18 protein-coding genes, 2 pseudogenes and 1 other annotated feature are annotated in these 25,749 nt (G+C 49.7%); of the genes and pseudogenes, 10 read left to right on the top strand and 10 right to left on the bottom strand.

Annotated elements, in window-relative coordinates; all coding sequences use genetic code 11:
* Window positions 1–26: 26 nt before the first annotated feature.
* The gene (locus ACLTOQ_RS05675; RefSeq protein ID WP_412319025.1) at window positions 27–4,274 is read left to right on the top strand and encodes an acyl-CoA dehydratase activase-related protein; all 4,248 of its coding nucleotides are present in this window, start codon (window positions 27–29) and stop codon (window positions 4,272–4,274) included.
* 49 nt (window positions 4,275–4,323) lie between these two features.
* Here the strand turns inward: ACLTOQ_RS05675 and ACLTOQ_RS05670 are convergent, their stop codons facing one another.
* Window positions 4,324–5,133 carry an AraC family transcriptional regulator gene (locus tag ACLTOQ_RS05670; protein WP_021914128.1) on the bottom strand — a complete coding sequence of 270 codons (810 nt, stop codon included), beginning with the start codon at window positions 5,131–5,133 and terminating at the stop codon, window positions 4,324–4,326.
* Window positions 5,134–5,292: 159 nt separating this feature from the next.
* On the opposite strand from ACLTOQ_RS05670, the gene ACLTOQ_RS05665 reads away from it, so the two are divergent.
* Together ACLTOQ_RS05665 and ACLTOQ_RS05660 are read left to right on the top strand one after the other, a co-directional pair.
* Entirely contained in the window at window positions 5,293–6,612 is a 1,320-nt protein-coding gene (locus ACLTOQ_RS05665) for an alpha-L-fucosidase (protein ID WP_412319024.1), read from the top strand.
* Between the two features lie 134 nt (window positions 6,613–6,746).
* A complete protein-coding gene (locus tag ACLTOQ_RS05660) occupies window positions 6,747–7,910 on the top strand; it encodes a VanW family protein (RefSeq protein WP_412319023.1) in 1,164 nt (387 codons plus the stop codon).
* Window positions 7,911–8,043: 133 nt separating this feature from the next.
* Here the strand turns inward: ACLTOQ_RS05660 and spoIVA are convergent, their stop codons facing one another.
* The 4 genes from spoIVA to tnpA form a co-directional block, all read right to left on the bottom strand.
* Entirely contained in the window at window positions 8,044–9,513 is a 1,470-nt protein-coding gene (spoIVA, locus tag ACLTOQ_RS05655) for a stage IV sporulation protein A (RefSeq protein WP_412319053.1), read from the bottom strand.
* Between the two features lie 274 nt (window positions 9,514–9,787).
* Window positions 9,788–11,011 (bottom strand): tyrosine--tRNA ligase, encoded by a 1,224-nt coding sequence (gene tyrS / locus ACLTOQ_RS05650; RefSeq protein ID WP_021914124.1) that lies wholly within the window; start codon window positions 11,009–11,011, stop codon window positions 9,788–9,790.
* Window positions 11,012–11,191: 180 nt separating this feature from the next.
* Window positions 11,192–11,472 (bottom strand) — a binding site (T-box leader).
* Window positions 11,473–11,573: 101 nt separating this feature from the next.
* On the bottom strand, window positions 11,574–13,166 hold the full coding sequence (locus tag ACLTOQ_RS05645) for a WD40/YVTN/BNR-like repeat-containing protein (RefSeq protein ID WP_412319022.1): 1,593 nt from the start codon (window positions 13,164–13,166) through the stop codon (window positions 11,574–11,576).
* 79 nt (window positions 13,167–13,245) lie between these two features.
* The gene (gene tnpA, locus ACLTOQ_RS05640; protein ID WP_117960093.1) at window positions 13,246–13,650 is read right to left on the bottom strand and encodes an IS200/IS605 family transposase; all 405 of its coding nucleotides are present in this window, start codon (window positions 13,648–13,650) and stop codon (window positions 13,246–13,248) included.
* 80 nt (window positions 13,651–13,730) lie between these two features.
* Between tnpA and ACLTOQ_RS05635 the strand changes: the two genes are divergently transcribed.
* On the top strand, window positions 13,731–14,870 hold the full coding sequence (locus ACLTOQ_RS05635; protein WP_412319021.1) for an RNA-guided endonuclease TnpB family protein: 1,140 nt from the start codon (window positions 13,731–13,733) through the stop codon (window positions 14,868–14,870).
* Between the two features lie 129 nt (window positions 14,871–14,999).
* On the opposite strand, the pseudogene ACLTOQ_RS05630 reads toward ACLTOQ_RS05635, so the two are convergent.
* Window positions 15,000–15,101: pseudogene (locus tag ACLTOQ_RS05630) on the bottom strand (rhamnulose-1-phosphate aldolase); the annotation flags it as partial.
* Window positions 15,084–15,572: pseudogene (locus tag ACLTOQ_RS05625) on the bottom strand (L-rhamnose isomerase); the annotation flags it as partial. The pseudogenes ACLTOQ_RS05630 and ACLTOQ_RS05625, both read right to left, overlap by 18 nt.
* A gap of 66 nt (window positions 15,573–15,638) precedes the next feature.
* On the opposite strand from ACLTOQ_RS05625, the gene ACLTOQ_RS05620 reads away from it, so the two are divergent.
* Entirely contained in the window at window positions 15,639–17,051 is a 1,413-nt protein-coding gene (locus ACLTOQ_RS05620; protein ID WP_337562622.1) for an amidophosphoribosyltransferase, read from the top strand.
* Window positions 17,052–17,229: 178 nt separating this feature from the next.
* Here the strand turns inward: ACLTOQ_RS05620 and ACLTOQ_RS05615 are convergent, their stop codons facing one another.
* A complete protein-coding gene (locus ACLTOQ_RS05615) occupies window positions 17,230–18,099 on the bottom strand; it encodes an AraC family transcriptional regulator (protein WP_412279601.1) in 870 nt (289 codons plus the stop codon).
* Window positions 18,100–18,267: 168 nt separating this feature from the next.
* On the opposite strand from ACLTOQ_RS05615, the gene ACLTOQ_RS05610 reads away from it, so the two are divergent.
* From ACLTOQ_RS05610 to ACLTOQ_RS05595, 4 genes are all read left to right on the top strand, one after another.
* A complete protein-coding gene (locus ACLTOQ_RS05610; protein ID WP_412319019.1) occupies window positions 18,268–19,059 on the top strand; it encodes a sugar phosphate isomerase/epimerase family protein in 792 nt (263 codons plus the stop codon).
* 98 nt (window positions 19,060–19,157) lie between these two features.
* A complete protein-coding gene (locus ACLTOQ_RS05605) occupies window positions 19,158–20,360 on the top strand; it encodes a Gfo/Idh/MocA family oxidoreductase (RefSeq protein ID WP_337673669.1) in 1,203 nt (400 codons plus the stop codon).
* Entirely contained in the window at window positions 20,357–21,367 is a 1,011-nt protein-coding gene (locus ACLTOQ_RS05600; RefSeq protein ID WP_412319018.1) for a Gfo/Idh/MocA family protein, read from the top strand. Before ACLTOQ_RS05605 ends, ACLTOQ_RS05600 begins: the two co-directional genes overlap by 4 nt.
* 53 nt (window positions 21,368–21,420) lie before the next feature.
* The gene (locus ACLTOQ_RS05595; RefSeq protein WP_412279605.1) at window positions 21,421–22,281 is read left to right on the top strand and encodes a sugar phosphate isomerase/epimerase family protein; all 861 of its coding nucleotides are present in this window, start codon (window positions 21,421–21,423) and stop codon (window positions 22,279–22,281) included.
* 102 nt (window positions 22,282–22,383) lie between these two features.
* Here the strand turns inward: ACLTOQ_RS05595 and ACLTOQ_RS05590 are convergent, their stop codons facing one another.
* Both ACLTOQ_RS05590 and ACLTOQ_RS05585 read right to left on the bottom strand, forming a co-directional pair.
* Window positions 22,384–23,754, bottom strand: a complete 1,371-nt coding sequence (locus ACLTOQ_RS05590; protein WP_412319017.1) for an alpha-L-fucosidase — start codon at window positions 23,752–23,754, stop codon at window positions 22,384–22,386.
* Between the two features lie 230 nt (window positions 23,755–23,984).
* Window positions 23,985–24,506, bottom strand: coding sequence for a nitroreductase family protein (locus tag ACLTOQ_RS05585; protein WP_412319016.1), 522 nt, complete (start codon window positions 24,504–24,506; stop codon window positions 23,985–23,987).
* Between the two features lie 278 nt (window positions 24,507–24,784).
* Between ACLTOQ_RS05585 and metF the strand changes: the two genes are divergently transcribed.
* Window positions 24,785–25,639 carry a methylenetetrahydrofolate reductase [NAD(P)H] gene (metF, locus tag ACLTOQ_RS05580; protein WP_412319015.1) on the top strand — a complete coding sequence of 285 codons (855 nt, stop codon included), beginning with the start codon at window positions 24,785–24,787 and terminating at the stop codon, window positions 25,637–25,639.
* Window positions 25,640–25,749: the final 110 nt, after the last annotated feature.

The following is a 25,749-nucleotide window of genomic DNA, read 5'->3' as shown; positions in this document are numbered from 1 at the left end:
TAATAGGAAGAAAGTGACAAGCGCTTATGAATCAAATGCAATATACCCTCGGAATCGACATCGGTTCCACCACAGTTAAAATCGCCATTCTGGACGAAAATCACCAGATTCTGTTCTCCGATTATAAACGGCATTTTGCCAACATTCAGGAGACTCTTTCTGACCTTCTGAAAGATGCCTATACAAAACTCGGCAATATCACCCTGCATCCGATGATCACCGGCTCCGGCGGTCTGACCCTTGCAAACTATCTGCAGGTTCCTTTTGTGCAGGAGGTTATCGCTGTATCGACGTCCCTGCAGGAGCTGGCACCCAAAACAGATGTTGCCATCGAACTTGGCGGAGAGGACGCCAAGATTATTTATTTCGAAAACGGGAATGTTGAGCAGCGTATGAACGGCATCTGCGCCGGCGGTACCGGTTCCTTCATTGACCAGATGGCTTCCCTGCTGCAGACAGATGCTGCCGGCCTGAATGAATATGCAAAAAGCTACCGCTCCCTTTATACCATTGCGGCGCGCTGCGGCGTATTTGCAAAATCTGATATCCAGCCGTTAATCAATGACGGCGCAACCAAAGAAGACCTTTCTGCTTCCATTTTCCAGGCAGTTGTCAATCAAACCATCAGCGGTCTTGCCTGCGGTAAGCCCATCCGCGGACATGTCGCATTTCTCGGCGGTCCGCTGCACTTTTTATCCGAACTGAAAAAAGCCTTCATCCGCACGCTGAACCTGGATGACGAACACATCATCGACACGGCCAATTCCCACCTTTTCGCCGCCATCGGTTCCGCCTTAAATGCAAAGGAGGACGTCTTTTACACGATGGAGGAAATGGTCAACAAGCTTTCCTCCGGCATCAAGATGGAATTTGAAGTAGAACGTATGGAGCCGTTGTTTGCCTCCCAGGAAGAATATGATGCCTTCTGTAAACGTCATGACAGCCACTGCGTCAAAACCGCGCCGCTCGAAACCTATACCGGTAACTGCTATCTGGGTATCGATGCAGGTTCCACAACGACAAAAGCGGCCCTCGTCGGAGAGGACGGCTCTTTGCTGTACTCTTTTTATTCCAACAACAACGGCAGTCCGTTAAAGACCGCCATCGGTGCGATCCAGGATATCTATAAAAAGCTGCCCGCCGGTGCCAAAATCGTCCGTTCCTGTTCTACCGGCTACGGTGAAGCCCTGATGAAAGCCGCATTCTTGCTGGATGACGGTGAGGTTGAGACGGTTGCGCATTATTACGCTGCTGCTTTCTTTGATCCGAAGGTAGACTGTATCCTCGATATCGGCGGTCAGGATATGAAATGTATCAAGATCAAAAATCAGACCGTAGACAGCGTACAGTTAAACGAGGCATGTTCCTCCGGCTGCGGCTCCTTTATCGAGACGTTTGCAAAATCCTTAAACTACAGCGTTCAGGACTTCGCCAAGGCTGCGCTGTTTGCAGAACACCCCATCGATCTTGGTACGCGCTGTACCGTATTTATGAACTCCAAGGTAAAACAGGCGCAGAAGGAAGGCGCTTCCGTTTCCGATATTTCCGCCGGACTGGCTTATTCCGTTATCAAAAACGCGTTATTTAAAGTCATCAAGGTGTCCGATGCTTCCGAGCTGGGCAGTCAGATCGTCGTTCAGGGCGGTACCTTCTATAACGATGCCGTACTGCGCAGCTTCGAAAAGATCGCAGGCTGTGAGGCGATCCGTCCCGACATCGCCGGCATCATGGGCGCATTCGGCGCAGCTTTAATAGCTCGCGAGCATTACACGGACGGCTATCAGACCTCCATGCTTTCGATTGACGCGATCAATTCCCTGGAATTCGATACCAGCATGGCAAAATGTAAAGGCTGCACCAACAACTGTCGTCTGACAATCAACCGTTTCTCCGGCGGCCGTCAGTATATCTCCGGCAACCGCTGCGAGCGCGGCCTTGGCAAGCAGAAAAACCCGAACCAGGTACCGAACTTATTCGACTACAAATTAAAACGGCTGTTTTCCTACGAACCTCTGACCGCTGACCAGGCGCCCAGAGGACCCGTCGGCATCCCGCGCGTTTTAAATATGTATGAAAACTATCCGTTCTGGTTTACATTTTTTACAAAACTGGGCTATCAGGTCATCCTGTCCCCCGCTTCCAACCACAACATTTATTCACTGGGCATCGAATCCATTCCCAGTGAATCCGAATGTTACCCGGCAAAGCTTGCCCACGGTCATGTGACCTGGCTGATCAAACAGGGAGTTCCTTTTATCTTCTACCCTGCGCTGTTCTATGAAAGAAATGAGACCCCGGATGCCAATAACCACTACAACTGCCCGATCGTTACATCCTATTCGGAAAATATCAAGAACAATGTGGAGGAAATTGGCCGCGGGGAAGTGAAATTTAGAAATCCCTTCATGGCGTTTTCTTCCCTTGAAGTCGCTACCGAGGCGCTGATCAAGGAGTTTTCTGACATTCCTGCAGAAGAAGTCACTGCCGCAGCCCGTGCAGGCTGGAATGAAATGACAGCTGCCCGGGACGATATGCGCAAAAAAGGCGAAGAAGTTCTGGCGTGGATGGAGGCAAATCACAAACGCGGCATCGTGCTGGCAGGCCGTCCCTACCATGTCGATCCTGAAATCAATCACGGTATCCCGGAACTGATTACTTCCTACGGGCTGGCTGTCCTGACGGAGGATTCCGTTTCTCACCTCGGTCACCCGGACCGTCCGCTGATCGTTTCCGACCAGTGGATGTATCACTCCCGCCTGTATGCGGCGGCAGCCTATGTCCGCACCCGAGACGATCTGGATCTGATCCAGCTCAACTCCTTTGGCTGCGGTCTGGACGCTGTCACCACCGATCAGGTCAACGACATTCTCTCCGGCTCCGGCAAGATTTATACCTGTTTAAAGATCGACGAAGTCAACAACCTCGGTGCAGCAAGAATCCGTGTCCGCTCCCTGCTTTCTGCAATCCGTGTCCGCGAAAAGAAGCATCAGGAACGCAAGATCATGCCGACCAACTTAAACCGCGTCATCTTTACAGAAGAAATGCGCAAAGACTACACGATCCTCTGTCCGCAGATGTCCCCGATCCATTTCGATCTGCTGGAACCCGCTTTCCGGTCCTGCGGCTATAATTTCGAAGTATTAGATAATGATAATCGTCATTCCGTTGACATTGGCTTAAAATACGTCAACAACGACGCCTGCTATCCGTCCCTGTGTGTTGTCGGCCAGATCATGGATGCCCTGCTTTCCGGTAAATATGACCTGCACAAGGTTGCGGTTGTTATCACCCAGACCGGCGGCGGCTGCCGTGCAACCAACTACATCGGTTTCATCCGCCGTGCATTGGAAAAAGCCGGTATGGAATACATTCCGGTCGTTTCCATCAACATGGGCGGCATTGAGACAAACCCCGGATTTAAACTGGATGCAAACCTTCTGACCCGTGCGGCCTTCGGTGCAATCTTCGGCGATATTTTCATGCGCTGTGTTTATCATATGCGCCCCTACGAAAAAGAGCCCGGCTCCGTCAACGCGGTTCATCAGAAGTGGATAAAAAAGTGCCAGAATTTCCTGTCCACGAAAAAGCTTCCGAACTACTTCACCTTCCGCAAAATGTGCCGTGAAATAGTTGAAGACTTTGACCGTATCCCTATCACAGACGAGAAAAAGCCCCGTGTCGGCATTGTCGGCGAGATCCTGGTTAAATTTGCCCCGGCAGCAAACAACCATCTGGTAGAACTGCTGGAATCGGAAGGCGCTGAAGCCGTTGTACCTGATCTGCTGGACTTCATGCTGTACTGCTTCTACAACCAGATTTACAAGGCAGAGCATCTCGGCGCGAAAAAATCGACCGCCAAAATCGCTAAGATGGGGATCTGGGCAGTCGAAAAAATCCGCGGTGCGGCAACCGATGCGCTCAAAAAGAGTAAAAACTTCACGCCGCCATCTTCTATTTATGATCTGGTGTCCTACGCAGAGCCCATCGTATCCATCGGCAACCAGACCGGTGAAGGATGGTTTTTAACCGGTGAAATGGTCGAGCTGATCCACGAGGGTGTCAATAATATCGTTTGCACCCAGCCCTTTGGCTGTCTGCCCAACCATGTTGTCGGCAAGGGTGTCATCAAAGAGCTTCGCCGCCGCTACCCGCAGTCCAACGTCGTAGCCATCGACTATGACCCCGGTGCCAGTGAAGTAAACCAGTTGAACCGTATCAAACTGATGCTCTCTACCGCGCAGAAAAACCTTAAAAAAGAACAGAACCTACGATAATAAAATACCGGGCTTCTAATGTTTTGAACGCATTGGAAGCCCGGTATTTTTATCCTTTCCGCATCTGCCTCCGATAAGCGCTCGGTGTCAGATTCATATGACGTTTGAAGAATTTACAGAAATAAAACTGATCGGAAAAATGCAGGATCTCCGCGATCTCTGCGATGCTGTAATCCTCGGACAGGAGCATTCTGCAGGCCTGCCCTGCGACAAGCCGTTCCAGATATTCACCCGGAGAAATCCCGGTTTCTGCACGGAACCGGCGTGTGAGTGTGCTTTCCGAAACATGGAGCTGTTGTGCCAGCGTCCGCACATGTGTCGCTGCACTGACCGGATTCTGCGCGAGCTCAAACATCTGTCCGATTAACGGGGAGTGTTCTTTTAACTCCTCCCCATCCAACTTTGCCTGCTCCAAAAATCCCGCAAGGGTTTCCCAAAGCATTCCCTGCAGCCGGATCGCATCCGTCATGGTTTCACTCTGATACAGTCCCTTGACCCTCGCAATTTCCCCTGTCTGTTCTTTTCGCTCATACAGCTGCCGGACCCCATACAATAAATCTGTTCCATCGCTGCAAAGTACATTCAGATGAAAAAAAAGCTGTTCCATTGAGGACTCACAGAAATATCCAAAGGTCATGCCTGCCGGAACCAGCCAGACGCTCCCTTTTTTCAGGACAATTCTCTGACCGTTTACGGTCAGGATGCCCTCCCCGTCAACGATGTAATAAATGCGGGAAAACGGAGAACATACCTTCGGTTCCTTCCAGTCCTGCCCGACAATGGCATGTCCTGCATATATAATATTCAGCTCCAGATTTTTCCATATCCGGATCGCATTCTGATTCTGTGTGATCTGCAAGTTTTTCAGTCCTTTTCTATCTTTTTATCTTCTATCCGGGCTGCGTGAATATTCCATATTTTTACATCCTTTTGCCATGTTCCTATTGCCCGGTATTTCTTACAATAATGCCATAAGGATTCGTACTTTACAACACTTTTTGAAACGGAGGATTCTGCCATGAGCAGCTACAAAACACTTCCTACCCCCGGCGATACCGCATGGTTTACCCATGATCGCTTCGGCATGTTCATTCATTTCGGCTTATACGCCATGCCCGCGCGCCACGAATGGGTCAAAAATTACGAAGAAATCCCGGAAGATCACTACGATCTCTATTTTAAACACTTTAATCCGGATCTGTACGACCCGAAGGAATGGGCAAGACAGGCAAAAGCGGCAGGCATGAAATATGTCGTTATGACAACAAAACATCACGAGGGCTTCTGCCTTTTTGACACCAAATACACCGATTACAAGTCCACCAACACCCTCTGCGGCAAAGACCTGATCCGCGAATATGTGGATGCGTTCCGTGCAGAAGGGCTCCATATCGGTTTTTATTACTCCCTGATCGACTGGCATCATCCGGAATTCCCGATTGATCCCTTACATCCCCGCAGAGATGATCCGGACGCTTACGAGCAGAGCAAAGGCCGCGACATAAAAAAATATGCGCAGTACATGCGGGATCAGGTGACCGAGCTTTTAACCAACTACGGTAAGATTGACATCCTTTGGTTTGACTTCTCTTATTCCCAGAACAACGGAACCGGCGATAAAGCATGGCAGAAAGGCAAAGGTAAGGACGACTGGGAGGCAGAAAAGCTGATCGCAACTGCACGCGCCCTGCAGCCCCATATCATCATCGACAACCGCACAGAAATTGATCAGGATCTCTGGACACCCGAACAGTACGAGCCCGACCAGTGGGTACGCGACAAAAAAACCGGCGAGCTCGTTACCTGGGAAGCCTGCCACACCTTTTCCGGCTCCTGGGGATATTTCAGAGACGAACAGACCTGGAAATCTCCCGAAATGCTCATTCGCCTGCTCGTCAACACCGTTTCCCGCGGCGGCAACCTGCTGATGAACGTCGGCCCCACCTCCAGAGGCTATCTGGATTACCGCGCGGAAGAAGCCCTGAAGGTATTCGCTGACTGGATGAAATACAACAGCCGCTCGATTTATGGCTGCACGATGGCAGAACCAGAATTTAAAGAACCCAGAGATTGCCGCCTGACCCAGAGTGAAGATGGCAAACGTCTCTATCTGCATCTGTTCGCTTATCCCTTCGGCTATCTGCGCGTTCCCGGTCTTGGCGGCAAGGTGGAATACGCACAGTTTTTGCATGACGGCAGCGAAGTCCGCTTCACCGACGGCACGGACTGCTTCTTCTTAACAGACGACCCGGAGGCTGCAAAGGATCTGGTCTTCTATGTTCCCAACGTAAAGCCCCATACCCTCGTCCCGGTCATTGAGATTTTCTTAAAAGACTGAGTTGGTTTTTTTTCAAATCTGTAGTACAATAAACAGGCTGATAGATCTTTTTCTGTCAGTCTATTTTCAATTCCTGACAACAGTTTTTTTATCCGCTGACGCTTTTTCAAGCCGTCTGCAGAACGGAGTGTATCATGAAAAACTTCAAAGCCCGTCTGGCGGGAATCCTGGCATGTCTGCTTCTTTTTATCGTTCCACTGCAGGCAGATGCCGGATGGAACGCTTCCCCGCTTCCTGCTGCCTCTATCAACACAGTGTTCGGGGATTCCACCTACTTGAATCCGGAATGGATGACGAAAAAGGTGACCATCACCTGGAACGGAAACACCTGGATGACCGGAATGGATGCATTCAAGGATATGCCTGTCCGCCTGACCAACAATAACGGTGCGATCGACTGCACCTTTTTAAACACAGCGGTTTTCCAGTCCTTCTTTTCCGCAATCAACGCGTCTATCGCCTCCATGACGACGACAGCGGCAGTTCCGGTATTCGATAACGGCGCCGGAAGCTATATTCGCATAAGCGGCACTCAGCACACGGAAGCAGTCTCCTCGATGCCCGACTGGCTCGCCCAGATGCTCCATAGCCTGATTCTGACCGGACAGTGCACCGATATCACGCTGGAATTAAACGATTCCCTGATGACACAGGTACTGGACAGTGGAACGGTTTCCACCAGCTCAGACTTTGTTCTGGCGGGCACCTGCACGACCAGCTTCCAAACGAGCGGAGCAAACCGCAGCAATAACATCGCTGTTGGTGCGTCCCGGTTAAATAATCTGATTGTCCTGCCCGGTCAGACAGTTTCTGTCAGCGACACGATTCTGCCCAGAACCCGTGCAAACGGCTATAAAGAAGCCGGTGTCTATGTAAATGGTGCCCATACAACCGGTCTTGGCGGCGGTGTCTGCCAGATCTCCTCTACCGTTTACAATGCGGTAAAAAATGCCGGTCTTACCGTCGTACAGCGCAATCCGCACAGCATGCCGGTAAGCTATCTTCCCAAGGGCCTTGACGCCGCAATCGCTGCAGGCTCCAAGGATCTCAAATTCCGCAACGACTACACGACACCGGTTGTCCTGTATACCGATACCTCCAACAAGCACCTGACCGTCAACGTCCTTGTCTGGAACCAGGAGCTTGCCGGACGCAGCTTTAAGCTGTGGGCAAAGCAGACCGGAGCACTGAGCGCCGACACTTACTTTACGACCTATCTGAATGGCAAAGAAATCAGCACGCAGTTTGTCGGCACCTCCCGCTATAATCCTTACCGCGAAGCGGTAAACGACGACTGAGCGGCTGATAGAAACAGCCGGGCGTTTCCCAAAAAGCGTCCGGCTGTTTCTATTCATAACAATAGAAATAGAATGCTTGCAAAGCGTGCATTCTATTGTTTATATCGCAGCGACCCTACAGACGCCAGCGCATCTAGATGATAATACACACCATTCCGCCCGTCGAATCGTTGACGATCTTTTGCATCGTATCCTGCAGCTTTTCCTGGCTTTCTTCCCCGATCATAGAAATCTTTGTACGAATACCATCGTTGACCAGCTGCTCCACAGTTTTTCCGAAAATATTCGTTTCCCAGATGCCGTCCTGTTTTCCCGTCTCATCGATATAACCGATCAGGTCTTTCGCCTGCTGCTCTGTCCCGACGATCGGGGCGATTTCCGTCACAACCGTTGCGCGGATAAAGTGTAAAGACGGACTTTCTGCACGGATTTTCACTCCGAACTTGTTTCCATGCCGGATGACCTCCGGCTGCTCCAGATGGATTTCCTCCCGGCGCGGCAGCACCACTCCATATCCCTTTGTATGCACCGCCTCCATCGCAGACGCAACGCGGTCGTATTCCTGTTTTCTGCCGGAAAGCACGCGCAGTGTGTGCAGAAGCTCCTGCGCATTCTCAATTTTTTCCCCCGCATATTCACTGAGCATTTCATAATAATAGCGTTCTTCGATGTCTAAAAGCACCCGCACGCAGCCGTCCGCGAGATCAATCCGTTCCGTCATACATCTGCGGACATACTCCGAGGAAAGGACGATCGGATGCTCCGCCACGTCGCGAATCGTGCGAATTTTCCCGGTCAGCTCCCGAATTTTTTCGATCAGCCCGGTCTTTAACGGATGGGAAAACGGAAGCATTTCGACCCATTTCGGCATGTAAAATTCCACACGGCTGACCGGAAATTCATAGAGAATCTGCTCCATGATCTGCCGGATATCCTCTTCCGAAAGCTGTGCGCAGTTGACCGGCATCGCAGTGACGCTATGCTGTTTTTCAATCCGCTCTGCCGCCTCCCGTGCGGTACGGCTTGACGGATGCGAGGAATTGACGAGCACCAGAAACGGCTTATGCAGCTTTTTTAATTCCGAAATCGCCTGATTTTCCGCATCCAGATAGGTTTCCTGCGGCAGATCAGAAAAGCTCCCGTCCGTCGTCACAACGACGCCGATCGTCGAATGGTCGGTGATAACTTTTCTTGTGCCCAGCTCTGCAGCCTGCGTAAAGGGAATCTCGTGATCGTACCACGGCGTTTTAACCAGCCGCTCTGCACCGTCCTCCAGATGTCCTGCAGCGCCCTCGACCATAAAGCCTACGCAGTCCACCAGACGAACGCGGATCGTAACCTCTCCCGCAAGCTTTAACTCTACCGCCTCTTGCGGGATAAATTTCGGCTCCGTCGTCGTGATCGTCCGTCCGCCCGCGCTCTGGGGCAGCTCATCCTGTGCCCGCGTTTTCTGCGCTGCATCTTCCATATAAGGAAGCACTGCAACATCCATAAACCGTTTAATAAAAGTCGATTTCCCGGTACGCACCGGCCCTACCACTCCTATGTAAATCTCCCCGCCTGTCCGCTTTTGCATATCGCGGTATAGATTTTGTGTATCCAAATGATCCGACTGCAGATTTTCCATATAAAAAATCCCCTTCCGTCTGTGCTGTTACATGATATGCACCGGAAGGGGATTTCATTCATTTCCTTTTTGTAACTGTTCAGAGCCAAGTAAAACTTCAAAAAACAGGTGTAAAATGCTTGCATTTTTATAACTGTTTTTGAAATTTTATTTGGCGGATACGCCACACCGACGAAATGCGTAGCATTTTGGAGGTTGGCTCTGAACCGTTACTCCTTTTTTCATTATCGGAACGCCAAAACAGTCAGTTTTACGCCATTACGATCTTCTTAAAGCTCTTTTTGCCGCGCTTTAAGGTGATGCCTTCGCCCTGCAGATCTTCTCCCGCGTACTGGGTCTTTACATCTGTTACCTTTTCGCCGTTTACAGATACGCCGCCCTGTTCTACGCTGCGGCGTGCTTCGGAACGGGATGCGGACAGACCGGATTTTACCAGCAGTCCTAAAATATCGATGCTGCCGTCCTGTAAATCTGCCTCCGTCAGTGTTGTGGTCGGGATATCTGCGTCTGCGCCGCCTGCAAACAGTGCCTTTGCACCGGCTTCTGCCTTGTCAGCCTCTTCCTTACCGTGTACCAGCTCGGTCAGCTCGTGGGCCAGGATTTCCTTTGCAGTGTTTAACTGGCTGCCTTCCCAATGCTCCATCTCCAGGATCTGCTCGATCGGCAGGAAGGTCAGCATCTTTAAGCACTTCATAACATCTGCATCGGAAACGTTTCTCCAGTACTGGTAGAACTCGAACGGGGAGGTTTTATTGGGATCCAGCCATACTGCACCCTTCTGGGTCTTGCCCATCTTCTTGCCCTCGGAGTTTAACAGCAGGGTAATGGTCATCGCATATGCGTCTTTTCCGAGCTTTCTGCGGATCAGCTCCGTGCCGCCCAGCATATTCGACCACTGGTCGTCGCCGCCGAACTGCATGTTACAGCCATATTTCTGGTACAGCATGTAGAAGTCGTAGCTCTGCATGATCATGTAGTTGAATTCCAGGAAGCTCAGTCCCTTTGCCATACGCTGTTTATAGCACTCTGCACGCAGCATGTTGTTAACGGAAAAGCATGCGCCGACCTCTCTGAGCAGCTCTACATAATTCAGCTTCAGAAGCCAATCCGCATTATTGACCATCAGTGCTTTTCCATCGGAAAAATCGATAAAACGGCTCATCTGCTGCTTGAAACAATCACAGTTATGCTGGATCGTTTCCGGGGTCAGCATCTGGCGCAGATCACTTCTGCCGGAAGGATCACCGACCATGCCGGTACCGCCGCCGATTAAGGCGATCGGCTTGTTGCCTGCCATCTGCATCCGCTTCATCAGGCACAGCGCCATGAAATGACCGACATGCAGGCTGTCTGCAGTAGGGTCAAAGCCGATATAAAAGGTCGCCTTACCGTTGTTGATTAACTCCTTGATTTCTTCTTCGTCTGTCAGCTGCGCCAGAAGTCCTCTGGCTTTGAGTTCGTCAAATACTGTCATTTTCGTGTTCCTCCTGCTTTATAATACGATTGAAACAAGAATCCTGCTCCGCAGGATTCTTAAGCCTGCGGCGGGTCGCGTAAGCGACATATTTCCATTCCGCCGCAGTGCAATCCTCGCAGAGCGTTTTTATCGTATAGAAGCGAAGCTTCTTATACGATAAAAAAGGCCCTCATCCTGTAAAAGGACGAGGGCCAACGCTTCGTGTTACCACCTTTTTTCACAGACAGCTCACACTGCCTGCCTCGTGAAGTACGGCTCTGAATATGCTTCTGATACAGATTCAAAGCGATACCCCTGCCTGATAACGGCTGCATGCGCCGCTGCAGCCTACTCCGTAATAACCGTTTTGGTGCAGAACTCCGGGATGTATTCGGACTGTCATTCCCTGCGCCTCTCATCAGCCGGCTGCTTTCTGTAGGTTCCGTCTCAGTCTTACTCTTTCCCATCTCAGTCTTTTTTGTTATAACAACAGAGGATTTTTCTGTCGTTTGCTTCATTGGTTCGGATTGTAGCACAGTTTCTTTCCGGCTGTCAAGCCCCTGTTCCGAAATTTCTGAAATCACCCCTCCGACGTTCCATCCACCAGCGTATCGAAGACGAAGCTGTGTCCGTAATCCTCTGAGCGGTACCGCGCCAGATGTAGGCTGTCGCCGCCGTCATAATCTCCGTCCGCGCCCTGTCCGCACAGCACATAGATCACGCCGTCTTTTTCATAAGGCATCTTAGGATAATCATAGGGCGCGACGATATTTCCAATGCTGTCTGTATAGGTTTTGTGGGCAAATTCTACCTGTTCGTAATGCTTTCCGCCGTCTTCCGTCACATATAACACCGCGGCATCCCCACCGTTGTGGGAAAGCGTCGCAAAGCCAAACATTTCATCGAGAAATGTAAATTCTACGCTGCCGCCCATCTGTCCGCCGAAGGGATCGCTGCTGACTACCTGCCAATGCGCCCCGCCGTCCGTGCTTTTAATCAGACCATAAAACCGACTGCCCAGCGCCGCATCCTCGACGATCATCTGATATCGGATCTTCGTGCCCTCTACGGAAGCCTCTGCCTCGCTCTCGCTGTGCAGCCAACCGGCATCCGCACCTTCGTCCCAGCTCTCTTCGTCGTTACTCTGGCTGCCTGTGCCGGCATCCGTATCCTCTGCATCCACACCAAATGCCGCATCAAAGGAGCTGTCCGGATTTTCTGCCCAGGTCGCCTGTCCAATATCCTCTACTCCTCCGGCGTCAGACCAGTCTCTGTCGCTGTCTACATCTTCCTGTCTGGAAAGAATAATCGGTTCTTCCTCCAAATCAGCCTTGCAAATCGTCATACTTCCGCTGCCGATCAATCCGCTGTCTCCCCAGACGCAGTCTTTATTCAGCACGACAAAGTAATCCGCCTGCGTTCCGTCTTTCAGAATCATTCCGATCGTACCATAGCGTTCGCATTCCGGCTCTCCGTACCAGGAGGTCACCGTTTTCCCGGAAAGTCTGACCCAGGCGTCCTTTACCGCATCCTGACCGCCGACGCTGAGGGTCCATGTCTGTCCATCTGCGTCCGTTCCTTCCCAAATACCGTACATCGTGCTGAGGGGATCCACATAGGCGGTATCGTCCATGCTGCGGCTGCCATAGGTCGCAAGATACGCCGCCGGGTTGCCGTCCGCATCGGTTCCGTACAGCGCGCAGGCATCCTCTTCCAGCCAGCGGTTGTTTACCTTGCTGTCTGCGGTAAAAGGCAGAAGCTCTTTTTGATACCGGAAAAGCCCTTTATATGGGCGGTTTAACATCAACTGTCCGGTTTCTTCGTCTTTTTCCAGGATCACCTGATAATTTCCGGCAGGGGAGCGCAGCACCTGAAGCTGTCCGGCCTCAGACAGTCCGCTGCAGACAACGACTCCGATGCCTGCAACGATAACGCACCCTATCGCCGTTATTTTCTTTTTGCCCGACGCCGGAAGCTGACAGAGCACCGCAAGCACCGTAAAAACCACTGCCCCGGTCAATACTGCCGTCTGCATCCAAGGATACATCCACTGATAGCCTCTCGGCAGGATGATTTTTTCATATCCATATTCTACGATGAGGCAGGCAATGGCTGCCAGAGCAGCACACACGGTTCCTGCCAGCCAAAGCCCGCGGTTTTTATTCTGTTTCATAAATAAAATCCTTTCGTTTGCCATAGGCGGAAACCCACTACCTTTAGGTGGTGGGAGGAGCCTTGTAAATCTTTAATCGTTAACCCTGATTCTCAATATATTTTTGTATGGTAGTTGACGATACTTCTCCAATGCTGCAAGCAAAATATCCGTCTGACCAAAATATTTTTTTCTTCCAATACTGTTTAGACAGAAACGAACCATATTTGTGCCATAAATAATACGTTGTTTCTTGTTTTACAATTTTGACAATATCGCAAACCCTATCTGTTGTATCGTAAATTAATAAGAAATGTATATGGTCTTTGTCGGTTTCTATAGCAATAATTTCGTAGCCATAAGTATTAGCAATATCGAAAATCTTTTGTTTAACATCATCAGCGATAGAATCTTTGAGTAATTGTTTACGATATTTGGTTACTAGAACTATATGTACTTTAAGGCTGTATTTCCGTCTGTTATGACGATTGTATCTATTATCCATAATTCACCTCAAAACATTGATTTTCACTAATTGTTATTATATAATATATTTAGTGAAATATCTACGAAAGGAGTACATCTATGGAACAGATAACTATTACAGCTAAAATTCAAATAGTCGCAACGGAAACGGATAAAGTTTTGCTTGATGAAACTATGTCTGTTTATCGTAATGCCTGCAATTATGTTTCAGACTATGTATTCCGTACTCATGACTTAAAGCAGTTTTCGCTCAATAAGGTTTTGTATTCTACTTTACGAGAAAATTTTAACCTTAAATCGCAAATGGCTCAGTCTGTTTTGAAGACTGTTATCGCCAGATATAAGACCATTCTTGAGAATCAAAACGAATGGATGAAACCCTCGTTCAAAAAGCCTCAGTATGATTTGGTTTGGAACAGAGATTATTCCTTAACACAAAACTGCTTTTCAATCAATACGCTAAACGGTCGTGTGAAGTTATCTTATTTTGCAGACGGAATGTCTAAGTATTTCGACCATACGATTTATAAGTTTGGTACAGCTAAACTTGTAAATAAGCATGGCAAGTATTATCTTCACATACCAGTAACCTACGATGTCGAAGAAAGTAATGTTTCTGACATCTGTAATGTTGTGGGTATAGATAGAGGTATTAACTTTGTTATTGCCACTTATGACAGCAAAAACAAGTCTGGATTTGTTAGTGGTAAGGCTATGAAGCAAAAACGTGCTAATTATTCCAAACTTCGTAAAGAACTCCAAATGCGACAGACCTCATCTTCAAGACGAAGAATAAAAGCTATTGGTGGGCGAGAAAACCGTTGGATGCAGGATATTAACCATCAGGTATCAAAGGCACTCGTCAAAAATAACCCCAAGCACACTCTCTTTGTATTGGAAGATTTATCAGGTATTCGTAATGCTACAGAACGTGTTAAAACAAAAGACCGTTATGTTTCTGTATCATGGTCTTTCTATGACCTTGAACAAAAACTAATCTACAAAGCAAAACAGAATCAGTCTTCTGTTATTAAGGTAGACCCTCGCTATACAAGTCAGTGTTGCCCTTGTTGTGGGCACGTTGAAAAGTCTAACCGCAATAAGAAGATACACCTGTTTACTTGTAAAAACTGTGGTTACAAATCTAATGATGACCGCATTGGAGCTATGAATCTGTATCGTATGGGAATAGACTATCTTGCAGATAGCCAAGTACCTAATACAGTTGTAACAGAGTAAACTCTGCTACAAAGGGTGCTGTCAACCACCCTATGATGTAACGCCACTTTAGATAGCAATATCTATCGGGGATTAAAGGTCGGAGGTGTAAGCCGTTAGTACGACTGGGCAGTTACAAGCCCATGACCTTTAGGTCGTGGGTAGTTGACACAAAAATCTCTCCGGTAATGTCACTTTAAAATCTTTTGCCAGCACGCGAAAATCCTCTGGCGTAATCGTCTGAAGCTTGTCCGAAACCACCTCGGTCGGATGATAATGTCCATTATCCATCAAGCTGATAATACCGTTTTTCGCCGCATAATTCAAGCAAAATTCGCTCGAACCGAACGTATAGGATTCCAGGCCGATGCCAAACACCTTGGACTCGAGGCACACATAAACCTTGGAGCGGTCATACGGAATCGATAAAATCTGATCCAGCGAATCCTTAAAACGTGCCCGCGGTCCGAGTCGGTCTTACGGAATATCCTTATAGCCGTCCGGAATCCAGATGTTCATCACACAGGACTGCCCCAGTTCTTCTGCAAAATACCGGGAAATGCGGATACATGCCTGCCCGTGTCGAATCCAAAACCGGCGAATTTCTTCGTCCGGGCTGGATAGCGTAAGCTTTGCTGCCTTTTCATGGGAGAAAAAAGTTGGGTTAAAATCGATTCCCATGTTTCTTTCTTTTGCATACTCGACCCATTTGTGATTGTGCTTCTGAAATGTCTGTGCTACAATAAAATGCGTATGGCCTGAAACAATTTTTTATACCGGAGGACGAAAATGAGCGGATTTTTTGGAGTAGCATCAAAAGAAGACTGTATTTTTGACCTGTTTTTCGGAACGGACTATCATTCCCATCTGGGAACAAGGCGTGCCGGAATGACGGTTTATCACCAAAAGGAAGGTTTTCATCGGGCAATTCACAACATTGAAAACACTCCTTTCCGAACCAAATTTGACAAAGACTTGAACAACTTAAGCGGACATCTCGGAATCGGCTGTATCTCCGACTATGAGCCTCAGCCCCTGCTGATCCGCTCTCACCATGGCACATATGCAATCATGACCATCGGCAAAATCAACAACATCGATACGATCGTCGATAAGATTATGAACTCATCCCCGACCCATTTCTTTGAATTGAGCGGCGGTGAAATCAACGCAACCGAAGCCGTTGCTGCTCTGATCAACCAGAAAGAAAACCTGATCGAGGGCATTCAGTACGCGCAGGATATCATCGACGGTTCCATGTCGATCGTCCTTTTAACCCCCAAGGGAATCTACGCAGCCCGCGACAAGCTGGGACGTACCCCGATTTCCCTCGGACGCAAGGAAGGTGCGCACTGTCTCGCTTTTGAAGGATTTTCCTATTTAAACCTCGGCTATCAGCCACTGCGGGAGCTCGGTCCCGGAGAAATCGTCATCATGACTCCCGAAGGGGTCCGCACGCTGGTCGCTCCAGGCAAAAAGATGAAAATCTGCACATTCCTCTGGATTTATTATGGATATCCCTCTTCCACCTACGAAGGTATCAGCGTGGAGCGCATGCGTTATAACTGCGGCGCTGCCCTCGCAAAAAGAGATGCCGGCACGATTCATCCCGATATCGTCGCAGGCGTACCGGATTCCGGCGTTGCACATGCCATCGGTTACGCCAATGAATCCGGTATTCCCTATTCCAGACCGTTCATCAAATATACGCCTACCTGGCCGCGTTCCTTTATGCCGACCATGCAGAGCCGCCGAAACCTCATCGCAAAGATGAAGCTGATCCCGGTTCATGACCTGATTCAGAACAGAAGCCTGCTGTTGATTGACGACTCCATTGTCCGTGGTACACAGCTGCGGGAAACAACTGAATTTTTATACCAAAGCGGTGCAAGAGAGGTACATATCCGTCCCGCATGTCCTCCCCTGCTCTATGGCTGTAAATACTTAAACTTCTCCCGTTCCTCTTCGGAGATGGATCTGATCACCCGCCGTGTCATTCAGGACATGGAGGGCACCGATAAGTATCCGAACCTCGAAGTTTATGCAGACCCCGAATCCGACCAGTATCAGGAAATGATCCGCCGGATCTGCAGTCAGTTAAAGTTCACAACCCTGCGCTACCACAGACTCGACGATATGATCGAATCTGTTGGCCTGGACAAAGACAAGCTCTGCACCTACTGCTGGGATGGTCGAGAATGAAGCAAAAAAGAGAGCCGTAAGGCTCTCTTTTTTGCGCTACTTCTCAATTCCCTATGGGAATTGAGAAGGTTCCACTTTAAGGCGCTACTTCTAAATTTCCGCAGGAAATCTGAAAGGTTCCACTTTGGGGCGCTACTTCTAAATTTCCTGCGGAAATTCAATCACTTCCGGACATCGCTTACAGCTTCTCCAACATCTCCCGATATTCTTTCGGGGAAATCCCATATTCCTTCCGAAATGCCCGGTAAAAAGCGGAATAATCCCGAAATCCAAACACCGGGTAGACGCTCGTGATCTTATCGCCGCTGCGGATGGCGCTTTTGCAGGCATCAAGCCTTTTTTTCAGAATATACTGATGTACGGAAATCCCCGTCTCATCCTTGAACACATGGGAAATATGATATTTGCTCACATGAAAGATGCGCGAAAGCTCGTTCAGATCAAGGTTTTCTTTTAAATGCTCTTCTATATAATCCATCATCATTTCATACAGTCCCTGCATCGACCGCTCCCGGATCGGGTGCTCCTGTGCGTATGCCTCGCGATTTAAATGCAGCACAAGTTCACCAATACAGAGCGGAATCTTCGCATCCTTTCCAAACCTGTCCTGCCGCATCTCTTCTAAAAGCCGGAGTACCTTTGCCTGCGTTTCCCGAAATGCGATCTCCTCCTGATGCAGCACATATTCCTGACGCTTTGTCGCCCGCTCAATCAGATACCCATAGCTGTCTGACTGTTTTTGCAGCTGATCTGCATAACTACAGCTGATCCAGAACACAAACCGTCGGTACGGCTTATGTGGATTCTGGATGATCGCACAGTGCGGAATCTGAGGCGGAATCAGGATGATATCTCCGTACTTGAGCAAATAGGAACGCTCTCCGATCTTCATACAGACGTCCCCTTCCAGGAAAAAATAAAATTCATAATAATCGTGGGAATGCGTCCGCACCTCTGCCATCCCGCTATCGCTGTAATAATAAACTTCAAAATCCTGCGCCAGCATGTATTGGCGCGTGACAAATCTGCTCTCTAATTCTTTTTTCATAAGGCGTCCTTTCTGTAATACATCAAATTCTTTTACCACAAAACTAGCACGAAATCGCAACTTTTACAATATAGCCAACTTCTCTTACAATCGTCTTTTTGCTATAATGGGGATATCATAGGAATGCATGATATTCAGACAGCAACCATTGAAAGGGGGAACTTTCTCATGCTACAGACAGGGGCACAGCTCTACACCGTCCGCAGCTACACACAGACGATCGAAGACTTTACCTGTACCATTCAAAAAATCGCTGACATCGGTTATAAAGCCGTCCAGCTTTCCGCCGTTTCCAAACAGATTAAGCCGGAGCAGATCCGTGAAATTTGCGACCGCGCGGGCATTTCCATTGTCCTGACCCACAGCGATCCCGAACGGATTCTGCACGATACCGACGCGCTCATCAAAGAGCACGATATCCTCGGCTGCGACTATATCGGTCTTGGCTGCATGCCGGACAAATACCGCACCAAAGAGTGGCTTTCCCACTTTATTTCCGATTTTAAAGAGCCTGCGAAAAAAATCGCGGCGGCAGGAAAGCTTTTCATGTACCACAACCATAACCTCGAGTTCGAAACTTTTGCCGCGGAAAATCTTCCAAATGCTGCGCCCAACCGCCGGATTTTGGAATATCTCCTCGAGGGCTTTGCACCGGATGAAATGGGAATCACGCTCGATACTTACTGGGTTGCGGCAGCAGGCGCGGACGTCTGTGACTGGATCTCGCAGATGAGCAACCGGATTCCCTGCGTCCACTTAAAAGATATGAAGGTAAAAAACTGGCAGCCGGTCATGGCTCCGGTTATGGAAGGCAACTTGAACTTCTCCGCTATTTTCCATGCGCTGGAAGTTTCCAACTGCAAATATATGCTCGTTGAGCAGGATGACTGCTATGGGGAAAGCCCCTTCGACTGCTTAAAGACCAGCTATGAAAATCTGGCAAATGCTGGCTACCGCTAAATCAGACTTTCATCCGGCAGCAAATGCCTACTGCCGAATCTGAATCGACACAGGCGAATTTTGCATTACCGAAATTTCTGTATCAAGAGGAGGTACTTATGAATCAGGTAAAACTTGGCATCATCGGACTTGGAAATATGGGCAGTGGCCACTGCAACAACATCCTCGCCGGTCTGACGCCCGAACTCAAACTGACCGCCGCTGCAGACCTGCGGCAGTCCAGACGCGACTGGGCAAAGGAGACGCTGCCCGATGATGTCGTTCTTTTTGAAAACGGCGACCAGCTGATCGAATCCGGTCTGTGCGACGCCGTTATCATCGCAACACCCCACTACGAGCATCCGCGTCTTGCGATCCTCGCATTCGAACACGGGCTTCATGTCATGAGTGAAAAGCCCGCAGGCGTTTATACCAAGCAGGTTCGCGAAATGAACGAAGCTGCCATCCGCTCCGGCAAAGTGTTCGGCATGATGTTCAACCAGCGTACCAACTGCGTTTACAGAAAGATGCATGAAATGGTACAGAGCGGCAAATACGGTCAGATCAAGCGCGTCAACTGGATCATCACCGACTGGTACCGCACACAGGCTTACTATAACTCCGGCGGCTGGCGCGCAACCTGGGACGGCGAAGGCGGCGGCGTGCTGTTAAATCAGTGCCCGCACAACTTAGACCTCCTGCAGTGGATCTGTGGACTTCCCTGCCGCGTCCGCGCCTTCTGCCACAACGGAAAATGGCACCAGATCGAGGTCGAGGACGACGTAACCGCTTATCTCGAATTCCCGAATGGCGCAACCGGCGTTTTCGTCACGACCACGGCAGATGCTCCCGGCACGAACCGTTTTGAAATCACTTTGGAACGCGGAAAACTCGTAGCAGAGCATGACAAACTGACGTTCTTCGAGCTCGAACAGAGCGAACGTGACTTCTGCTTTACGGCAACAGGCGGCTTCGAACAGCCCGCCGGACATGAGGTCACAATCGAACTGGACGGCAAAAATCCGCAGCATGTCGGCGTATTGAACGCTTTTGCAGGCGCGATCCTGCGCGGCGAACCGCTCGTTGCAGACGGGACCGAGGGGATCCGAGGTCTGGAGCTTTCCAATGCGATGCATCTTTCCTCCTGGACAGACCAGACGGTTACCCTGCCGATCGACGAAGCGCTTTTCCTCGAAAAATTAAACGAGCACCGCAAAGCCTCCAAAGTCAAAACCGAAGTGACCGAAGTGACGTTCGATACCTCTGACAGCTATGGAAGCAAGGTTTCAGACAATACCGACAAAGGAGGCGTAAAGGCATGAAAACCTGTCTGGTTGGCTGCGGTGGTATCGCCGCCGTACACGGCAGCGTCCTGACCTCCGGCATTGATACGGAATTTGTCGCTGCCGCCGATATCAAACCCGAAAAAGCGCAGACTTATGCGGAAAATTTCCATACCAAGCCCTATCCGTCCCTCGAAAGCATGCTTGATGCAGAAAAACCGGATGTCCTGCATATCTGCACGCCGCACTATCTGCACGTTCCAATGACGATTTATGCCCTGGAACAAAATATCAACGTCTTTATGGAGAAGCCGCCTGCGATCTCTTTTGACCAGCTCGAAGAGCTGAAAAAAGCTGCTGCAAAATCTGACGCCCAACTTGGCTTCTGTTATCAGAACCGCTATAACGCCAGCATCCGCGCGGCAAAGGATCTGATCGACTCCGGCAAAGCCGGAAAAGTCCTCGGCGCACGCGCGTTCGTAACCTGGTGCAGAGGCGCAGCTTATTATACCGAAAGCGGCTGGAGAGGCAGCTTAAAAACCGAGGGCGGCGGCGTTTTGATCAACCAGTCCGTCCACACACAGGATCTGCTCTGCTTTTTGCTCGGCGACCCGACTGCGGTCGATGCGACGATGACCAACCACCATTTAAAAGACGTAATAGAAGTCGAGGATACGCTCGAAGCCTATATTGACTTTAACGGCGTCCATGCAAGCTTCTATGCGACGACCTCCTACTGCGCAGATGTCGCACCGCTGATCGAAATTGCCTGCGAAAACATGACAATCCGGGTGGAAGACCCGCACGTCACGGTATATCCCAAAGACGCTGCGCCTTATCAGCTTTCCATCGAAACGCTGACCCCGATCGGCAAGAGTTACTGGGGCACCGGACACACCGCATGCATTTCGGATTTCTATCAGTCACTGCACGCCAACCGACGCTTTAACTTAAACCTGGAAACAATGGAGCCGAGCATCCGCCTGATGCTTGGAACGTATGAGTCCGCCCGCAGCGGACACAGTGTAACACTCATCGAACAATAGAATGCACGCTGTCTCTCCGCCCCACACAACAAAAAACAACGAGGTAACCCGTCATGAACACACAACATAAACTGCTCTCTTCCTGCCCGGTCAGCTGCTTTGCTGACGAAATCGCGGAATCCTTAGACCGCCAGATCGAAGTGCTTTCACGGATCGGCATTTCCTACGTCGAGCTGCGCAGCGCAGACGGCATAAATGTATCCGATTTTACGATGGATTTTGCAAAAGAGGTAAAGAAAAAGCTCGATCAGGCAAATATCCGCATTTCCGCCATCGGCTCTCCGATCGGCAAAATCGGAATTGACGATGATTTCGATGCGCACCTGCAGAAGCTTTCCCATACGGAACAGATGGCAGACATCTTCGAAACGCCCTATATCCGTATGTTCAGCTTCTATATCCCGGAAAACTATGCTGCGGCAGACTGCCGCTCCGAGGTGCTTTTCCGGACGGAGGCGATGATTGCAGAGGCTGCGCATAACAATATCACCCTACTGCATGAAAATGAAAAAGGTATTTACGGCGACAACGCGTCCCGCTGCCTCGACCTGATGCAGCAGTTTGCAGGAAAGCACTTCTCCTGCACGTTCGACTTTGCGAACTTTATCCAGTGCGGTCAGGATCCGTTAGAGGCTTATGAAATGCTCTCCCCCTATATTTCCTATGTCCACGTCAAGGACGCGCTCTTTGCTACCGGCGAAGTCGTTCCGGCAGGCACAGGCGACGGACATCTGCCGGAAATTTTCCAAAAGCTCGACGCTTCCGGCTATCACGGCTTTTTAAGCCTCGAGCCGCATTTAGCCAATTTCAGCGGTCTTGCAGCATTAGAACACAACGCTGCGATTCGCACCGAAAACAACACGGAAAAGGCGTTCTGCGTTGCCTGGGAGGCATTCCAGAAGGTGCTGGGATAACATCAAAGAGCTGCCATACGGCAGCTCTTTTTCGTGGCATCTTATCTCACAGAATTAAACCTGTATTCCTCCTTGATCTGGCGAAGTCTATCTGCTGTTTTCTTAATAGATTTTAATGTCTTTTAAGAATACTTCATCCCTCGCCGCAGTGATCTGTACCTGAATCTGACAGATGCGGTCTTCCATGTCGTTGATCAGCGGGTTCTGCTCGCCGAAGGGATTCTGCAGCTGGCAGATTTTGCGGTTTCCGATGACAGTGCCCTGATACAGCGGATACTGATTGCCGCTGCCGGACTGCGCCGTAATCCGAAAGCCCTCTACGCGCTGACCCTTGGTCAGATCTTCCCGCAGCGAAACATAGCGGATCTGGTCGGTGGGTTGCTTTAAGGAAATCGTATAGACCTTCTGCGTTTTGGGACTTTCCTCTTCCCGGATTTTGACATCCAGCTCAGTGCCGAACTCTTCTTGCAGCAGCGCGCCGAACTCTTTGAGACGCTTTACGTCCCGCTCATCAATCCGTCCGTCTGTGTTAGGCGGCAAATTCAGGTGCATACACGCATTCGACCCGACGCTTCCCAGATAGGTAGTAAACAGGCGTTCCAGGGAGTGAGGCTCCTCTTCCAGATGCCAGAACCAGCCCGGACGGATAGACATATTGATCTCCGTAGGCGTAAAGGTCAGACCCTTCGTGTAGAGAATATTCGGCATCGTGCCTAACTCCTGTTCGGTATTGTAAATCCAGGAAAGGCTTCCTTCCTCCGCCATCGGTCCGGGACCCGTCTGCACCCTGCCCAAATGACACAGTTCGGACGGGATGACCGCCCATTCGGAATGTCTCGGTTTACCGGCTTCGTTGCCGCACCACCGGATGTCCGGTCCGAAATCGTTAAAAATAACCGCATTGGGCTGATATTTCCGGATCAGCTCAATATAACGAGGAAAATCGTATACCTGTTTTCTGCCGTTTAGACCTTCTCCGCAGGCGTTGTCAAACCAGACATAAAAGATGTCGCCGTACTCTGTCAGAAGCTCCGTCAGCTGGTTGCAAAAATAGTCGTTATATTCCGGTGTCCCGTAGCAGGAAGCGTTCCGATCCCACGGAGACAAATAAAATCCGAACTTGATGCCGCCCCTTTTACATGCTTCGGCAGCTTCCCGGACAACGTCTTTTTTGCACGGGCTGTTTTTCACGGAATGCTCCGTATATTTGGAAGGCCAAAGACAGAAGCCGTCGTGATGCTTTGCAGTCAGCACCATTCCCTTCATGCCTGCTGCCTTGATCGCTTCCACCCACTGATCGCAGTCCAGCTTTTTCGGATTAAAAATCGATTCCGGTTCGGTTCCCTCTCCCCATTCCCGGTTCGTAAAGGTATTTACCCCAAAATGAATAAACGCATAGCTTTCCAGCGCATACCAGTCCAGCTGGCGCTTCGACGGCACAACATGGGCCGCCTCCCGTAAAAATTTTACCATTCCGTTTCTCCCTCTGTAATTTTGTGTTTCATCCACTTCTGCTCTATTATACAGGCTGTTTGACATTTCTGTACTTTCTTTTTCTAAAAAGATTTTCATCAGTTCGATGCCACAGACTTTCCCTTCTTTTAAAACAGGCACCGTATCGGCTGCGGCGCCTGCTTCCGCAACTATTACAAAATCAGCCCCAGTTCCTATCGTTCCAGATAAGAACCGGGGCTGTTCTCTTCTTACACTCGTACGATGTAATCGCTCTTTCTCGGCTTTGCCTCCGGCAGCGGACCGTCCGCATAGCCCAAGATACAGCAGGCAACGCCAGCATAGGTATCTGCAATTCCCCATTCTTTCATCAGTGCTTTGCCTTCTGCGCTTTCAAACATCTCCTTTGCGCGGTTGATCCAGCAGGAGCCAAGCCCGACTGCATAAGCAGCAAGCATCAGATTGCCCATCACGAGCGAACCGTCCTGCAGCCATGTCCCGGCATTTGTATCTGCAAAAACGATCACTACAGTAGGCGCTCCATAAAACGGATCGGAATCTGCTCCCATAACCGCCCCGTTCATTTTGGAAAGCTTTGCAATCAATTCAGGCTCCTGAACCACAACCATCTTCGCCGGCTGACGTCCCATCCCGGACGCCGCATAAGTTCCAGCCTCCAGAACTGCATTCAGTTCTTCCGAAGAAATCTGTTCTTTACGGTAAGAACGCACGCTTCTGCGTTCTTTGATACTCATCAATGTTTCCAGCTTCATACTATCCTCCATTCCGCAGGCGCTTTGCGCCGAAGGAACCACGAGCAGAAGTTTCAGTTCTGCTCTGCGATCCTAGCTACTTTGTGACGCCTGCGGCACAAATAGCTGTGAGAAAAATACGCGATCACGCTTATTTTTCTCACTATCCTCCATTCATTTTTGCTCATACCAAGCTTGAATTACAGCTAAGTTCATGGTACGATATTTAAGATTCAAAATCAAGCAGTTCCTGAACCCAGGTTTGTTTGATGCATACTACAGAAAAGGATTTCTTACCTATGATTAAAGATTTATTTTCCCAGAAACAAACCCTTTCCTTTGAGGTATTTCCTCCCAAGAAGGATGACGAATTTGCAAACGCACAGAACGTTCTGCAGCAGCTTTCCGAGCTGCAGCCGGATTTTATCAGCGTAACCTACGGCGCAGGCGGCAGCCGCTCCAAACGCACGGTGGAGCTGGCTTCCTTCATCCAGAACAGTCTCCACATCCCGGCAATTGCCCATATGACCTGCGTCGGCTCCTCCAAAGAGGACATTCTCGCCGTTACCGATGACATGAAGCAGGCGGGTCTTTCCCATGTACTGGCACTTCGCGGTGACCGACCGACCTGGATGGATGATACACAGTTTGAAAACCGTGCTTTTGCCCATGCTTCCGACCTGACCCGCTTCTTAAAGGAGCATACCGATCTGGAAGTTGCAGGCGCATGCTATCCTGAAAAGCATTTCGAAGCAGAAAGCCTTGACAGCGATATTGCTTACCTGAAAGAAAAACAGGAAGCTGGTGCAGAGTTTTTGATCACTCAGCTGTTCTTTGAAAATGACAGCTTCTACCGTTTCCTGGAAAAGAAAAACCATGCAGGCATTACGCTTCCCGTCTGCGCAGGCATCATGCCGATCACTTCCGCAAAGCAGCTCGGTACGACGGTAACCCTCTCCGGCTCTTCCGTTCCGAAAGAGCTTGCCGACATCATTGCAACTTACGGAGAAAACCCGGAAGACATGAGAAAAGCCGGTATCGATTATGCGATCCGCCAGATCCTCGACTTAAAGCAGCACGGTGCAGACGGCATCCATATTTATTCCATGAACAAGCCTAAGACAACACGCACGATCGTAGAAGCGATCCGATAAGAAGGAACCTTCTAAATTCCCTAACGGGAATTCAGAAGTAGCGCAAAAAAAGAGAGCCTCCGGCTCTCTTTTAGATAGAACCTTTCAAATTTCCTGCGGAAATTCGAAAG

Origin of the sequence: Gallintestinimicrobium sp. (assembly GCF_046968865.1) — a bacterium.
In the GTDB taxonomy this organism is placed as follows: Bacteria; Bacillota; Clostridia; order Lachnospirales; family Lachnospiraceae; genus Gallintestinimicrobium; species Gallintestinimicrobium propionicum.
This window is presented reverse-complemented; position numbering and strand designations above follow the sequence as displayed.

What these genes read in the sequence shown, in the direction of transcription:
- ACLTOQ_RS05675 (WP_412319025.1), top strand. Translation starts at nt 27, where the DNA reads ATGAATCAAATGCAATATACCCTCGGAATCGACATCGGTTCCACCACA.
- ACLTOQ_RS05665 (WP_412319024.1), top strand. Translation starts at nt 5,293, where the DNA reads ATGAGCAGCTACAAAACACTTCCTACCCCCGGCGATACCGCATGGTTT.
- ACLTOQ_RS05660 (WP_412319023.1), top strand. Translation starts at nt 6,747, where the DNA reads ATGAAAAACTTCAAAGCCCGTCTGGCGGGAATCCTGGCATGTCTGCTT.
- tyrS (WP_021914124.1), bottom strand. Translation starts at nt 11,011, where the DNA reads ATGACAGTATTTGACGAACTCAAAGCCAGAGGACTTCTGGCGCAGCTG.
- ACLTOQ_RS05645 (WP_412319022.1), bottom strand. Translation starts at nt 13,166, where the DNA reads ATGAAACAGAATAAAAACCGCGGGCTTTGGCTGGCAGGAACCGTGTGT.
- tnpA (WP_117960093.1), bottom strand. Translation starts at nt 13,650, where the DNA reads ATGGATAATAGATACAATCGTCATAACAGACGGAAATACAGCCTTAAA.
- ACLTOQ_RS05635 (WP_412319021.1), top strand. Translation starts at nt 13,731, where the DNA reads ATGGAACAGATAACTATTACAGCTAAAATTCAAATAGTCGCAACGGAA.
- ACLTOQ_RS05620 (WP_337562622.1), top strand. Translation starts at nt 15,639, where the DNA reads ATGAGCGGATTTTTTGGAGTAGCATCAAAAGAAGACTGTATTTTTGAC.
- ACLTOQ_RS05615 (WP_412279601.1), bottom strand. Translation starts at nt 18,099, where the DNA reads ATGAAAAAAGAATTAGAGAGCAGATTTGTCACGCGCCAATACATGCTG.
- ACLTOQ_RS05610 (WP_412319019.1), top strand. Translation starts at nt 18,268, where the DNA reads ATGCTACAGACAGGGGCACAGCTCTACACCGTCCGCAGCTACACACAG.
- ACLTOQ_RS05605 (WP_337673669.1), top strand. Translation starts at nt 19,158, where the DNA reads ATGAATCAGGTAAAACTTGGCATCATCGGACTTGGAAATATGGGCAGT.
- ACLTOQ_RS05600 (WP_412319018.1), top strand. Translation starts at nt 20,357, where the DNA reads ATGAAAACCTGTCTGGTTGGCTGCGGTGGTATCGCCGCCGTACACGGC.
- ACLTOQ_RS05595 (WP_412279605.1), top strand. Translation starts at nt 21,421, where the DNA reads ATGAACACACAACATAAACTGCTCTCTTCCTGCCCGGTCAGCTGCTTT.
- ACLTOQ_RS05590 (WP_412319017.1), bottom strand. Translation starts at nt 23,754, where the DNA reads ATGGTAAAATTTTTACGGGAGGCGGCCCATGTTGTGCCGTCGAAGCGC.
- ACLTOQ_RS05585 (WP_412319016.1), bottom strand. Translation starts at nt 24,506, where the DNA reads ATGAAGCTGGAAACATTGATGAGTATCAAAGAACGCAGAAGCGTGCGT.
- metF (WP_412319015.1), top strand. Translation starts at nt 24,785, where the DNA reads ATGATTAAAGATTTATTTTCCCAGAAACAAACCCTTTCCTTTGAGGTA.